Genomic DNA, 13,636 nt, shown 5'->3' with positions numbered 1-13,636 from the left:
TATATTTTTATATTTTTTGAAAACCAAAAGCCCTTACCTTATTCAGTAAGTCTCTATTGGTTGGCAGATTATTTTGTAGGTGTTGTTTTAATTTAGCATTTTTCTTTAAAATGCTTTCAAGCATACGATGTTCATTAAACGTTGAAGCGTTATATTCTAATGCTTGTGCGTAGCCCATGCCGTGCAAAACATATTGGTAGCTGTCTTGAATAAAAGGTTCAAAGGTATTTTGAAAATCATATTTACTCACCGGACGATGTTTCCAATTATCGAGTTGCTCTAATAAACTCTCTGGTACAGAGTTTAGAGACTTATTTTCTAACCAAAAACTTTCTTGTCGTTGAGATAAAAAATAATGTAACTTAATAAAGTCTATCGTCCTTTTCCAACGGTAGTGAAATGAGTCGTTGAATGTTTTTTCAACTGCGGGTAATTGTCGCTTATTACGAGGAAATAATTCACACAGCATATTGACTGAAGCCTCTATGAGAAAAATAGCTGAAGCCTCTAAGGGCTCGACAAAAGCGGCAGACATACCTATTGCCACACAATTTTTTTCCCAAAATTTATTTCTATACCCTGATGAAATTTTTAACCTTCGCGCCGACAGTTGTTCTGCTTGTGGACCAATATAATCACGTAATGTTTGCTCTGCTTGATCATGACTAACAAAATCAGAACAATAAACATAGCCAGTGCCACGTCGATTTGACAACCCTATGTCCCATGTCCAACCCGCAGAATGTGCTGTTGAAATAGTTGAACTGCTTATAGCATCCTCTTCATTTTGATAAGGCACTTGTATCGCTAAAGCATTATCGGTAAACAAAACGTCGTTAATAGGCGTAAACCCGACCCCTAAAGCTTCACCTAACAACAAACAGCGACCACCCGTACAATCTACAAAAAAATCACCGTCAATACGGCCTAACTCTTTTGTGTCAATAGAGGAAATTTCACCTAAAGCATTCAAATTTGCTGATAATACGTTTGCTGCTAGATGCTTAACACCGAAACGTTCGCAGCTTATCTTTTTTAAAAAATCAGCAAATTTTCCTGCATCTAAATGATAAGCATAATTTAATAAGCCATCGTATCCTCTATTAGCTATTGTTTTTGGTGCTAAACCACCTTCACAAATAAGCGCCTGTGGGCTAACAAAATTAGCGTAATCTATTTGCTGATCTGACAAAGACCAATAAGGACTGAGATTAAATTCATCTGCATGAGCAACAGAACTAAACAAATGATAATAAACAGAGTCTTGACCATTTTTAGCAGGCGTTCGCCAATTAACAAATTTTGTTGCCTGCTTAAAAGAAGCATTACAATAATTAATAAAGTCATGTTCTTCGATATCTAAATCAGCCAATGTTTTTCGCATAGTTGGCCACGTACCTTCGCCGACGCCCACGGTTGGAATATCAGGTGATTCAATAAGAGTAACCTGCACTGAATCTGACTTATTCGAGCCAAGATGCTTCGCAAGTTTAGCTGCTGTTAGCCAGCCAGCAGTACCTCCACCAACAATAACAACTTGATTAATCATTCCATCATTCATTCAATAGCACCTTTATACTTTGTTAAATCCAAATTCTTTTACTTTCTCAATGAGATCGCGCTGTTTGGGTAATTGATTTTTTAATAATTCACTTTGTCGATCAACATTTGAAAATAATTTTTCAGCCTTTTTAACATCAGGATAAGCCGAAGTATTACCTGATAAATCTGTTTGATAATGCATGCCATACAATACATACAAATAACTGTCTAAGTTAAAGGGTTCCCAAGCATGGTCAAAATCGAACTTTGTCGGTGGTTGACTCTTCCAGAATTCGAGTCTTTGTTTTAACTTATTTGGTATTGTGGTCGGCTCACAATTATCAATCCAATATTGCGAATCTCTGCGCGCTGAAATGCAATAATGTAATTTAATAAATTCTACTGTTCGTTCCATGCGAATTTTAAAGTTTTGATTAAACTGTTGCTCTGCATAAAGCATTTGCTTTTTTTCACGAGGAAATTGCGCCGCAATCATGGTAGCAGCCGCATCAAACAAATAAATAGCGGAAGCTTCTAGTGGTTCAACAAAACCAGCAGACATGCCAATGGCAACACTATTTTTATGCCAAAATTTCTGGTGGTAACCGAGCTTTATTGGGATTTTTCGAATAACCAGATCATCCGTATAATCGTCGCCAATATAGTCGATGAGTTGTTGTTTAGCTTTTTCATCACTAATATATTTACTACTAAAAACATGACCTACGCCGCGCCTTTCTTGTAGGCCAATATCCCAAATCCATCCAGCCTCTTGTGCTGTCGATAAGGTGTGTGTTTTGATTGGTTGCTTTTTATCGGCATAGGGAACTTGAACAGCAAAAGCGGTATCATTAAAAAGAACATCGCTAATATCATGCCATTCAATATTATAAGTTTGCTTAATAATAAGCCCTTTAGACCCACTGCAATCTATAAAAAAATCTGCGGATATTTGCTTTTCTTCATGACGATCTGTTTCAACATGTGTGATGAAGTCATTTTCATCCAACACGATGTTCGTCACATTAGCACTGACAAATTTCACCCCTAAATTATCAATACAATGTTTTTTTAAGAAGTTAGAAAATTTATTAGCATTTAAATGATATGCGTACTCTTGAGCTGCACTGTATTCGGGCATAACGATTTGCTTAGGCGCTAAACCTTGGTCACAAATTCTTGCCTGAGAAGCTACGGCTTGGTCATAAGGTAATCTAGTTGTTTTATTTTTTAACAGCCAATAGGGAGCTAAATTAAAGTCATAAGAAGAGTGGCTTACCGTGCCAAGTGGATGGTAATAACTTGATTTTTCATTCTGTTTAGGCGTTTTAGCCCAATTTATAAATTCAGCTCCTTGCTTGAAGGTAGCATCACACTCACGAATAAAGTCAGTTTCACTCACGCCTATTTTATGTAACGTAGCTCTTAAATTAGGCCATGTCCCCTCTCCAACACCAATAATAGGAATATTTGGTGATTCAACGACAGTAACCTTTATGCCATTTTCTGCTTTGCAATTTAAGCTTTTAGCCAAAATAGCAGCACTTAACCAACCAGCGGTTCCGCCACCAATAATTAAAATATCATTATTAACTGTAGTCATTATGAAGGCTCATCATGTAATGAAGGGTTGAAAGGAGTTCATGTAAAAATTGAGGCTCAATAGATATTTAGGAAAAAATATATACTAAGCCTAGAATAACGATGAAAGGAAGTAAAACCTATCCTTTCATCGAAACAAATTACCCGTTATAAGCGGTAAGATACTTTTAAGAATACGTTGCGACCATTATCTGCCGCTAAACGCATAGCAGTGAAACCCTCACCAAATCGTTGCGTAGTCGTTTCTTCGAATAAGTTAGAACCTTCAACGCTTACATCTAAGTTTTCAGTGGCATGCCAAGTAACATTCGCGTCAACAAAACCATGAGCATCCCACGCAGTGTTACCACCGATACCAGTAGATGGAGCGATAAAATCATCACGGTAGGTGTAAGCAACTCGAGCTGAAATAAGGTCAGTTTCATAGTAAGCACTTAAGTTGTAACTAAGTTTAGACATACCCGGTAATGGTCTTTCAACAATGCCTCCGCCATCAGCGCCTAAATCTTGTAAGCCAAACCCTTCAGTATAAGTAATGTTAGCTGACCAGCCGAATTGACCCATTTGCTGTTGATATTGACCTTCTATACCTTGAAGTTCGCCCCCTAAACCCTGACCGGGTTCACGCAAAATATATTCATCACCATTCACATCGACTTTACTTTCGTTGGCACCATTAATAATAAAAGAACGAATATCTTTAGAGAACAATGTTGCTGATAATAAAGACTCTTCATTAAAGTACCACTCTAAACCAATGTCATATTGGTTTGCACGATATGGGTCAAGCGCAATACTACCGCGAGCAATGCTTCGAGTAGTCTCGTTAACGCTAGCCGCTGGATTTAAGAACGAATAATTAGGACGACTCATTACTTTAGCAGCAGACAAACGTAGTATTACATTTTCATGAAGATTTAATGCTAAGTTAAAGCTAGGTAACCAATCTGAGTAATCACTGTCTTCTGTAACTATTTTAGCGGTGTCTACATAACCGTAATAATCAGCAGAGGTATCAGTAGCAACATAGCGTAAACCGAAATTACCACGATAGTTATCGCCACTAAAATCAGCTTGTCCGTATAAAGCAAAAATATCTTCTTTAATAACACCGTAACTGTTTGTGTTTAATGATGAACCCGTTTTGTGAGCATCATAATGCGCTCTTAATTGTGCACCATCTGCACGCGCAATATTTGTTGGAGTACCCGAAAGTAACCCTGCACCAGAGTGATTAAAATGGCCATCAGCAAATGTTGCTTTAGTGATACCTGTAGTCAAGCTATCATCAAACGTCCATGCATCTGAGTAACTTGTAAATTCATGATCTCGTAACTTAACACCGGTTTTAAAGTTAGAAATTGGGCCCCACTCAACGTTAAAATCAACATCAAACTGTGCGAAAGTCTCTTCATCTTTACGATAGCCGGCAGTAACAGCACCACTACTTAAAATGTATTCAGCATGGTTACTTGGATCTGTACCATTAGGAGAAAGCAACATGGCATTATCGCCACTCATATCGAAATCAATAGAGGTATTACTGTTACTTGAAACCCAACCAGCGTTGTAGTTACCGCCGTCACCACCTGTCGCTTCAGTAGAACCAACTTTGGCATTGATTGAATAGGTATCAGCCGTATAATTAACTTCAAATGCGATGACTTCGGTATCCATTTCAGCATTACGGGTATTCTGATCATCAAGTGGAGCACCAGAATAGTTACCACTTAGCGCAAAACCATTAGTCGGAGAGAATTTAGTCGCTCCAGTAACTTGGTCATTAAAGGCAGTTGGATCTGTACCCGCAATAATTAAATAGTTTTGGTTACTGTTAGCAGAATCTAGATCAACTTGAAAGTAATGCACATTCATTGATAAATCGTCAGAGGGTGAATACTGAACAGTTAAATCAACCGCTTCACGTTCACGAGTTTGCGCGAATTCTGAAATACCTGCACCCGCCCAACCATCATCCATGTAGTTTTCTGCTTTGTGTGCACGCCCAACAGTTTCTAGTGTAGATAAACTCGCTAAAACACCGAAGTTTTCTTGATCATTTTTCCAGCTATACATGCCAGTTAGGCCTTGACCATTTTCGTCAGAAAGGCTGTTGTCTTGGTATTCAGCAGACAAAAACAGGGTGTTAGAGTCTAGTTCTAACGGCTTACGAGTGCGCACAACGACAGTACCACCAACACCACCTTCATCAAGGCTTGCTGTTGGCGATTTATAAACATCAACACCAGCGACAAGTTCTGGTGGTAATAAATCCATATCAAAAGAACGCTTTGCTGCTGCTTGTGAAAACCATCCGGTTGAAGCAACATAGTTACCATTCATACTAACTTGTGTTAATTCTGAGTTAGTACCGCGGATAGAAACATCCCCACCTTCACCAGCAAAACTTCTGCCAATCGTTACGCCAGGTATTCTTTGTAGTGACTCTGCAATGTTTCTATCGGGGAATTTACCAATATCTTCTGCAGAAATTGAATCAACAACCGCGTTAGAAAATCTTTTTTGATTTAATGCTTGCTTCAAAGAACCACGGATACCGCGAACTTCAATTACCTCTGTTTCTTGATCGGCCGCTTTAACTTCTTCAGCAGCCATTGCGAATGGTGTAGCACCGCCCGCTAGCACTAAAGCAATTGAACTTGCTAACATGCCTTTTTTAAATTTTTTAGATGACATTGACTTTCCCTTACACACGTTTTTTATAGATATAATTAGTTATGTTTTAATAACCTGATGAAGACAGCGCTGTCTTTTTAATTCATGACAGCGTTGTCATAGGCTGAACAAAACATTACACAAAAAATCACCATCTGGCTACACTTGATTAGCATTTAATACCACGACTTAATGCAACAAACTGTAAACAAAAGAGTTTTATTTTAATGTTTTTACAAAAAAGTCGTATTTATTTTGTACATTTAAATATTTTATATGCAAATAAATCGCTATTTCATTCATTTAAACAAGTGTTTGATGAATAAAAATTTACTTTATTGAATACTAGGGAGTTACGCTATTAATTATTGCTATGAAGGGAGTTATTATTGTTTGTTTTTGCAGTTCAGATAATAAAAAACGCTAACAATTTGTTAGCGTTTTAGCTATTAAATTAACATAAAAGACTATTTTGCCTTATTATAATAATTCATTAAATTGAGGGTTGAGCAATCATGGTTTTGTGAAACGATACCACTTTCAAGCTCTTTGTGAATACTTTCAGCTAACCCTTTTCCTAATTCTACGCCCCATTGGTCAAACGAACAGATTTGTAGCACGATCCCCTGAACAAATATTTTATGCTCGTAGAGAGCAATAAGATTGCCTAACGTCTTAGGATCTATGCGTTTTAAAAGAATCGTGTTGGTTGGACGATTCCCTTTGTGCACTTTATGAGGAGCCACCTTATCGATGTAATCAGGTATCCGCCCTTTTGCTTTCAAATCAGCACGTACTTGTTTTTCATTGACGCCGGTCATTAATGCTTGTGTCTGTGCAAAAAAATTCGACATTAACGTTTCGTGATGACCAGATACTGGCGTAACACTGGCAACCGAACCAATAAAATCAGCAGGTACCACATTATTACTTTGGTGTAAGTACTGATAAAAAGCATGCTGGCCATTAATACCGAGTTCGCCCCATATTGAGGGTACGGTGGCATAGTCAACTTCATCACCATTCCACGAAACTGATTTACCATTACTCTCCATTTCGGCTTGTTGTAAATAAGCAGAAAGCATATGTAAGGTTTGATCATATGGGAGGATCGCTTGAGATCTAGCCCCTAAAAAAGTAGTGTTCCAAACGCTGAGTAAGGCCATTATTGCTGGCATATTCTGCTCTATTGGCGCATTTTGAAAATGTTCATCCATTTCATTAGCGCCATCAAGCAATTCCATGAATTTATCAAAGCCCAAATCAAGCGCTATAGCTAAACCAATGGCTGACCATAATGAAAAGCGACCACCTACCCAGTCCCACATTCCAAAGATATTTTCTTCTTTAATACCAAAACCCATGGCATTTTCTTTGTTTGCCGTTACCGCGACAAAGTGCTTGCCGACAGCATTATCATCAAACGACGAGGCGGTAAGCCATCTAATTGCCGTTTTAGCATTGGTCATTGTTTCTGTCGTGGTAAAAGTTTTACTGGAAACAATAAATAAAACCCTTTCAGGGTCAAGCGGACGCAGTATTTGTACTATTTGTGCGCCATCTACATTGGAAACATAATGCACATTGATGCTGTTGTCGCTGTAGTGTTTTAAGGCCTCAGTGACCATTTGTGGGCCAAGGTTCGAGCCACCTACGCCAATGTTAACGACATCAGTAATACGTTTACCAGAATACCCTAACCATTTTCCTTCACGAACATGGTTAACAAAGCCTTCCATTTTTTCTAGTTGTACTTGTACGCTGGTAGTGACATTCTCACCATCAACAATTAAAGGTTCTTTACTCTTACGCCGTAAGGCCGTATGTAAAACAGCACGATCTTCTGTTTTATTGATTTTTGCACCAATAAACATTTTTTCACGCCATTCAAGTACTTTACATTCAGTTGCGAGCTCAAAAAGTGTCTTCATTGTTTCACTATCAATGAGGTTCTTTGAGTAATCTAACAATAGCTTAGGTAGCTCTATAGAAAACTTGTCGAAGCGTTCACTGTCTTGAGCAAACAGATCATTCATATGCTGAGACTTCTTCTCTTGAGCAAGCTGCGTAAGCTTTTTCCAACTATTTAGTGTTTGGCGACTTGACATAAGTATTCCTATAGTGCATTAATTTAACCCTTCGATGGTGTACCATATTTGATAATGACAACGCTGTCAATTTCATTTCATTATAATTTAACCTCTAGATTAAGTCATAGGTTCAGTTATTTTTCAATAAGTAGTTGCCGCAATGCGAAAGAAACAATACTCTGTTGCGCAGCAGAACAAGAATAATACACAAGGCTGTTTTAACAGATGAAAGCTACAATAAATGATGTCGCCAAACAAGCGGGTGTTTCAATAAAAACCGTTTCAAGAGTAATGAACAATGAGTCATCAGTCCGACAATTGACCCGTGAAAAAGTCATGGAAGCGGTAAATGCGTTACATTATCAACCCAACTTAGCCGCACGTAATTTAGCGGGCACTAAAGCGTACAGTATTGCTTTTATATACGATAACCCCAACGCATATTATGTAATAGACATGCAAAATGGTATTTTGGCTGCTTGTAAACAACAAGGTTTTGAGTTGCTTATTCATCCATGCCAAGCAAAATCTGAACATGTACTTGATGAAATTGCCGACATGGTCAGAAAGACACGTGTTGCTGGTTTAGTGCTTACCCCACCTTTCTCTGAAATGCCTGAATTTGTACAAAAAATTATTGATTTAGATGTTGATGTTGTGCGAATAATGTCAGGCGATGTTGCCCCCGACGAATTAGCCCCCTGCATAATGGTTAATGACCATGCTGCTTCGGTGAGTATTACCCAACATTTAATTGATTTAGGCCATAAGAATATTGCTTTTATTGGTGGTGAGGCTGCCCATATGTCAACGGTTGAGCGTTTGCGAGGTTATAAACAAGCTTTAACTGATAATGATATCGCTATTGATGAACGGTTAATTATTGATGGTGAGTATTCGTTTGAATCGGGTGTGCATGGCGCAAAACAAGTAATGTCTGAAGATGTTCGCCCAACGGCTATTTTTTCATGTAACGATGAAATTGCCGCAGGATCTTTATTTGCCGCACGTTTAATGGGGATTTCCATTCCTGATCAACTCTCTATTGCCGGTTTTGAAAACTCACCTTTTTCTCGACAAACATGGCCACGTTTAACGACAGCAAATCAACCAAACCAAAAAATAGCTGAAGATGCAGCCAACTTATTAATTGCAAAGTCGCGTAAACAAACCGCTCAAAACAGTGTTCGTCATTACACGCCACAACTGATTGTTCGTGACTCTACGGGTAAAAGTCACTAACGGCTTATGAATAAAAAATTCAAGCTTTATCTTTGATTTCAATTCTCTAAAGATAAAGCTTTTGTCTCATAAAATTATTTTGGCCTTAACGAATAAACAGCCACTTTCCCCTCAGAGCCTGCGGCTAAAAACATCATATTACTACTCGCTAAGCTATAGAACCCTTTATCGTCTTTTTCTCCCTCAGGGTTTGCTAATACTTGCCAGGTTTTTCCTGAATCATATGAAATATCACTACTGGTTTTTCCGGTAGCAATGCAAACATCACCTTGGCAGCTCATTGCTGAACGTAATCCATGCTGCCCTGTAGTGACTGAACGCCATTGATTATTAGTAAATGTTGCTATATTAGAATAACTTGCTGGGCGTTGCTCGTAGTCTCCACCCACGACAAATATTTGTTGGTGTGAATTTAATGCTAAACCGTAGCCACCTGCTGTTTGTGTTTCAGAAAATAACGGCACCGCATGTCGTTGCCATGTTTCACCAAAGTCCTCGCTGCTATAAACCGACGCTGAAAATCCGCCGGTTGTTAACCAAGCCTTGCCTTGCTTGCCAACAATTAGCGTATTTCCACTTGCAGCAAAAGCAGCTTCTTTTTCAACTAATGGTGGTATTTTATCAATACTTATTCTTCGCCACGTTTTCCCGCCGTCACTGGTTTTTTTGATCATGTAAAAACCACCAACAGGATCCCCCATCAGCAAACCCTTTTCACGATCCCAAAAAGCAATAGCGTCAAAAAAACCGGTTTTATCTTTATTCTGATAAAGTAACTGCCAGCTATCCCCACCATTAGTTGTTTTATACAGTACTGATTGCTCACCACTGCCAACCCCCATCACAATCGCAGTGTGCTTATCGAATAAGGCAATATCACGAAAACCTGTTTTTAAAGGGCTATTTACCGATTTATCAACCCATGTTTTGCCCGCATCATGGCTGACAAAAACAGCATTATTACTGCCACTTACCCACAAAGAATCATCAATAATCGCGCTTCCTCGTAAAGAAGGTGAATGAGGTAAAACACTATGTTGCCATGACGGCAAATCAACCATCGTGGTACTACTGACAAGAGTGGAATAAAAGAAAGAGACTACACTGATCGTTTTAATTGCTTTAATTAACGTATAACTTATTTTAGGTGCGGGTAATATTGAGAGAATAGACGGCATTATAATTATCATTTTAAGTGAACATAACAATACTATTAAGTATTTCCAAATATTTAACAAGCGATAAACATCAAACACTCACAATAGTACATAGCAATATAATTCTTAGCTATAAAGTTGTAAATACAGTCAATTTCGGCGATAGTAGTTCAATAAAAACACTAGTTATAATATTAACTTAATCAATAAAATGATAAATGCTTATGCTAGAAATTGATGACAAAGTACTTGCTGATATACGCCGTGGATTTTCGATTCCTGCTCAGCCAAGTTTATTACGTAAATTACAAAAAATAATGGCGGAAGATGAGCCTGACTTAAATGTATTAGCTGACATTATTTCACAAGATGTCGCCGTGGCTTCAATTATCTTAAAAACGATAAACTCGCCACATTATGGGTTATCGCGTTCCATATCCGATATTCATAAATCAGTGCACTATATCGGTTTAAATGGCATAAACTCATTAGTAACTAACACGCTAATAAAAAGTAGTTTTGACCAAAAAGATTGCAGTATCGCTTTAGAAGATTTTTGGGATAGCGCAACACATATTGCCCATACTTGTGTTCATATTGGCAAAAAGCTCAAAGAAGGCACCTCAAAAGATAAGCTCTTTTCTCTTGGTTTATTTCATGATTGTGGTATTCCCATCATGGCGATGAAATATAGCAATTATACAGAGACTTATGAGCTTGCTTATAACACAGCCAGTAAAACTTTACCCCTTATTGAAGACGAGTTTTATGGGGTAAGCCACGCAACTATTGGCTATTACGTAGCATCATCTTGGCGATTACCCAAAGATATTTGCACATTAATTTTAGTGCATCACGACCGTGATTTTCTCAAGATGAAAAATTCACGTCCACAAGAAATTTACTATGCGATATTAAAGCTGGCAGAAAACCTTGTACACAACCATAGACACAGTCAAAATTCTGCAGACTGGCCTTATGTACAAGAGATGATTTTCACCTTACTCGATATTGATGAAGACAACTATCAAGATTATCTTGAAGACACTGAATCATGCCATTTAGAAGAAGACTAATATTTACCATACCAAGTAAGCCCTTGATTTAATAATAAAAAATTACATTAAGGGTGTTAAGTTTTGGCAGTATATTTGACACATAGATTTCACGGTACCTTCCCTAAAAATGCTATGAGTTATTCCTTAATTAGGAGTCCTTTCATCAATCAATCGTAATGTGTTTACCCTATCCCTATTAAGCTTTACTGATATGACATTTGTCATATCAACTCCTGACAAATATCTCTTACACTTAAACTTTATATTCGGCAAACTAAGCTCATTGTCCAATTAGCCATAAAGTCACTCATGAAACATATTATCAAATCAATCGTTCTGTCTTTCGTACTGATACAAACAGCTTGTTCAGTATTTGAATCTCAAACTGAATCACGCGAAGTAGAAAAATTTACAGCATTAAAAATATCTGGACTTGCTGAAGTTATTATCACCCAAGCTAACGAACAAAAACTGGTCGTTCAAGTATCCGGTATGCCAATAGCTGATGTCGTTACCACCGTAGAAAATGAAACGTTAATTATCACGACTAAAGGTTTTCATCAAGGTGAGTCAGTGCAGGTTTTTGTTCATTACAATCAACTTAATAGCATAAGTACCTCAGGCTCGGCTGAATTAACCAGCACTAATACTCTGAACACCCAACATATGAACATTACGACAAATGGAGCAGGAGACATTAAAGACTTAACGGTCAAGGCTGACAGTTTAAAAGTGAGTATTAACGATTCAGGTAATGCCCACTTGGACGTTAACGTGAACGATATAGAAATTGAGATGAATGATGCGGGCGATTTAAGTATTCAAGGCGTTACCAAGCGACAAAATATTCGTTCAAATACTTCACGAGGTACCTTATCTAACAGTAACTTAGCTTATTCAGAATAATACCGCCCCTTGCTTTTAAGTAACCCAATTAACCATCAAAAATGAGTATTACCATGAAAAAATTCTTTGTCTATTTCACCCTATTAATAATTTTAATCACCGCCAGTTTTATGATTTCATATTAGAATGACTTGTATGTGTGGGAAAATCCGCAGCAAAACATGTGGATCATTAAAGGACAGCTATTTGATAGCACCAGTGAAAAAGCGATTAAAAATACTGGCATTTTAGTTGAAAACGGTAAAATATCTTGTATGGGTAAAACCTGTAAAATCCCCGCAGATGTTATTCAGATTGATGCCACAGGCAAAAGTATTGTTCCTGGGTTAATTGATCTACATAGTCATTTTTTTAGTGGCAAATCAAAGGATAATGAACAAAGTTTACCGGCAATGATCTGGGATCAATTTCGTTTTTTACCCCGTGTTAGACGTGAGCTTATTGCCGCAGGCATTACCAGCTATCGTTCTCTTGGCGATGTTATGCCAGCTATTTTCACACTGAAAGAAGAGCTTAATAAACAAAACATTGCAGGACCAAGGCTGTTCGTTTCGGGACCAATATTTACAGTCAAAGGCGGGCATCCAACCCAAAAAAAAGGCATTCCAAACTGGGTGCTTGAAAGCATGACCGTACAATCTGATGATCCTGTTTATGTAAAACAAAAAATTGCTACTTTAGCAAAACAGGGAATAGATGGCGTAAAGGTTGTCTATCAGAGCCATACTAATAGTGAAGGCATCATTACCATGCCACGTATTTCCAATGAAACGTTACAAGCTATAACCAGTGCAGCACGTGAACACGGCCTTTGGATCGCGGTACATACAGGCACACCAGAAGAAACTGATGAAGCTATTTCCGCAGGTATAACGACTATTGAACATGGCATACGTCATGGAAATCTTATTGAAGCAAAGACAATGCAAAAAATTATAGATAATAATATTGTCTACGTGCCAACATTGGGCAGAGAGCCACAAGGTCATTTGAATATTGCGGCATTAAATCAGTCAGGGGTGATGTTTGGAGTCGGAACTGATTCACCTGTCGAAATGAACGATGGTAACAGCTATCGTAATGAGTTATCTCGCATGGTTAATGCCGGTCTTTCTGATGTTGAAGCACTCATTGCTGCAACACGAAATGGTGCAATTGCTTTAGGGAAATCAAAAGAATTAGGCACTATTGAAGTGGGTAAGTTCGCAGACATATTATTAATTGATGGGCAGCCTTGGCAAGATATTACCGAACTAAAAAATGTTGAAATGGTTATTTTATCTGGCCGCATAGCAATGAATAAATTAACCGTTCTTTGAGGTCAAAGGTAAATAGGTAACTTCTACAAAATTAACTGTACGTT

At 37.9% G+C, this 13,636-nt stretch carries 9 protein-coding genes; 4 read left to right on the top strand and 5 right to left on the bottom strand.

Annotation, left to right across the window (positions count from 1 at the left end; translation table 11 throughout):
- Positions 1 to 7: 7 nt before the first annotated feature.
- The 4 genes from H4J73_RS17070 to pgi all read right to left on the bottom strand — a co-directional run bounded on the left by H4J73_RS17070 (position 8) and on the right by pgi (position 7,928).
- Positions 8 to 1,561 (bottom strand): tryptophan halogenase family protein, encoded by a 1,554-nt coding sequence (locus tag H4J73_RS17070; RefSeq protein WP_182181702.1) that lies wholly within the window; start codon positions 1,559 to 1,561, stop codon positions 8 to 10.
- Positions 1,562 to 1,573: 12 nt separating this feature from the next.
- Entirely contained in the window at positions 1,574 to 3,145 is a 1,572-nt protein-coding gene (locus H4J73_RS17065) for a tryptophan halogenase family protein (RefSeq protein WP_182181701.1), read from the bottom strand.
- Between the two features lie 146 nt (positions 3,146 to 3,291).
- Positions 3,292 to 5,841, bottom strand: a complete 2,550-nt coding sequence (locus H4J73_RS17060; RefSeq protein WP_182223300.1) for a TonB-dependent receptor — start codon at positions 5,839 to 5,841, stop codon at positions 3,292 to 3,294.
- Between the two features lie 446 nt (positions 5,842 to 6,287).
- Complete coding sequence (gene pgi / locus H4J73_RS17055; protein WP_182181699.1) at positions 6,288 to 7,928, bottom strand: glucose-6-phosphate isomerase; 1,641 nt, start codon at positions 7,926 to 7,928, stop codon at positions 6,288 to 6,290.
- A gap of 207 nt (positions 7,929 to 8,135) precedes the next feature.
- Between pgi and H4J73_RS17050 the strand changes: the two genes are divergently transcribed.
- Positions 8,136 to 9,152: a LacI family DNA-binding transcriptional regulator gene (locus tag H4J73_RS17050; protein ID WP_182181698.1), complete on the top strand. Its 1,017-nt coding sequence runs from the start codon at positions 8,136 to 8,138 to the stop codon at positions 9,150 to 9,152.
- 74 nt (positions 9,153 to 9,226) lie between these two features.
- Here the strand turns inward: H4J73_RS17050 and H4J73_RS17045 are convergent, their stop codons facing one another.
- Complete coding sequence (locus H4J73_RS17045; protein ID WP_182223299.1) at positions 9,227 to 10,330, bottom strand: YCF48-related protein; 1,104 nt, start codon at positions 10,328 to 10,330, stop codon at positions 9,227 to 9,229.
- 203 nt (positions 10,331 to 10,533) lie between these two features.
- Here H4J73_RS17045 and H4J73_RS17040 point away from each other — a divergent pair, with 203 nt between their 5' ends.
- The 3 genes from H4J73_RS17040 (at position 10,534) to H4J73_RS17030 (ending at position 13,592) form a co-directional block, all read left to right on the top strand.
- Positions 10,534 to 11,385 carry an HDOD domain-containing protein gene (locus H4J73_RS17040; protein WP_182181696.1) on the top strand — a complete coding sequence of 284 codons (852 nt, stop codon included), beginning with the start codon at positions 10,534 to 10,536 and terminating at the stop codon, positions 11,383 to 11,385.
- Positions 11,386 to 11,676: 291 nt separating this feature from the next.
- Positions 11,677 to 12,273: a GIN domain-containing protein gene (locus H4J73_RS17035; RefSeq protein ID WP_182181695.1), complete on the top strand. Its 597-nt coding sequence runs from the start codon at positions 11,677 to 11,679 to the stop codon at positions 12,271 to 12,273.
- 137 nt (positions 12,274 to 12,410) lie between these two features.
- Positions 12,411 to 13,592, top strand: a complete 1,182-nt coding sequence (locus tag H4J73_RS17030) for an amidohydrolase family protein (RefSeq protein WP_182223298.1) — start codon at positions 12,411 to 12,413, stop codon at positions 13,590 to 13,592.
- The last annotated feature ends 44 nt before the right edge of the window (positions 13,593 to 13,636 follow it).

The sequence above is a fragment of the Colwellia sp. MB3u-41 genome (genome assembly GCF_014076845.1).
Lineage (GTDB): Bacteria > Pseudomonadota > Gammaproteobacteria > Enterobacterales > Alteromonadaceae > Colwellia_A.
Note: the sequence above shows the minus strand (reverse complement) of the source record. Positions and strands in the feature narration are given on the sequence as shown.

What these genes read in the sequence shown, in the direction of transcription:
- H4J73_RS17065 (WP_182181701.1), bottom strand. Translation starts at nt 3,145, where the DNA reads ATGACTACAGTTAATAATGATATTTTAATTATTGGTGGCGGAACCGCT.
- H4J73_RS17045 (WP_182223299.1), bottom strand. Translation starts at nt 10,330, where the DNA reads ATGCCGTCTATTCTCTCAATATTACCCGCACCTAAAATAAGTTATACG.
- H4J73_RS17070 (WP_182181702.1), bottom strand. Translation starts at nt 1,561, where the DNA reads ATGAATGATGGAATGATTAATCAAGTTGTTATTGTTGGTGGAGGTACT.
- H4J73_RS17060 (WP_182223300.1), bottom strand. Translation starts at nt 5,841, where the DNA reads ATGTCATCTAAAAAATTTAAAAAAGGCATGTTAGCAAGTTCAATTGCT.
- H4J73_RS17035 (WP_182181695.1), top strand. Translation starts at nt 11,677, where the DNA reads ATGAAACATATTATCAAATCAATCGTTCTGTCTTTCGTACTGATACAA.
- H4J73_RS17040 (WP_182181696.1), top strand. Translation starts at nt 10,534, where the DNA reads ATGCTAGAAATTGATGACAAAGTACTTGCTGATATACGCCGTGGATTT.
- pgi (WP_182181699.1), bottom strand. Translation starts at nt 7,928, where the DNA reads ATGTCAAGTCGCCAAACACTAAATAGTTGGAAAAAGCTTACGCAGCTT.
- H4J73_RS17050 (WP_182181698.1), top strand. Translation starts at nt 8,136, where the DNA reads ATGAAAGCTACAATAAATGATGTCGCCAAACAAGCGGGTGTTTCAATA.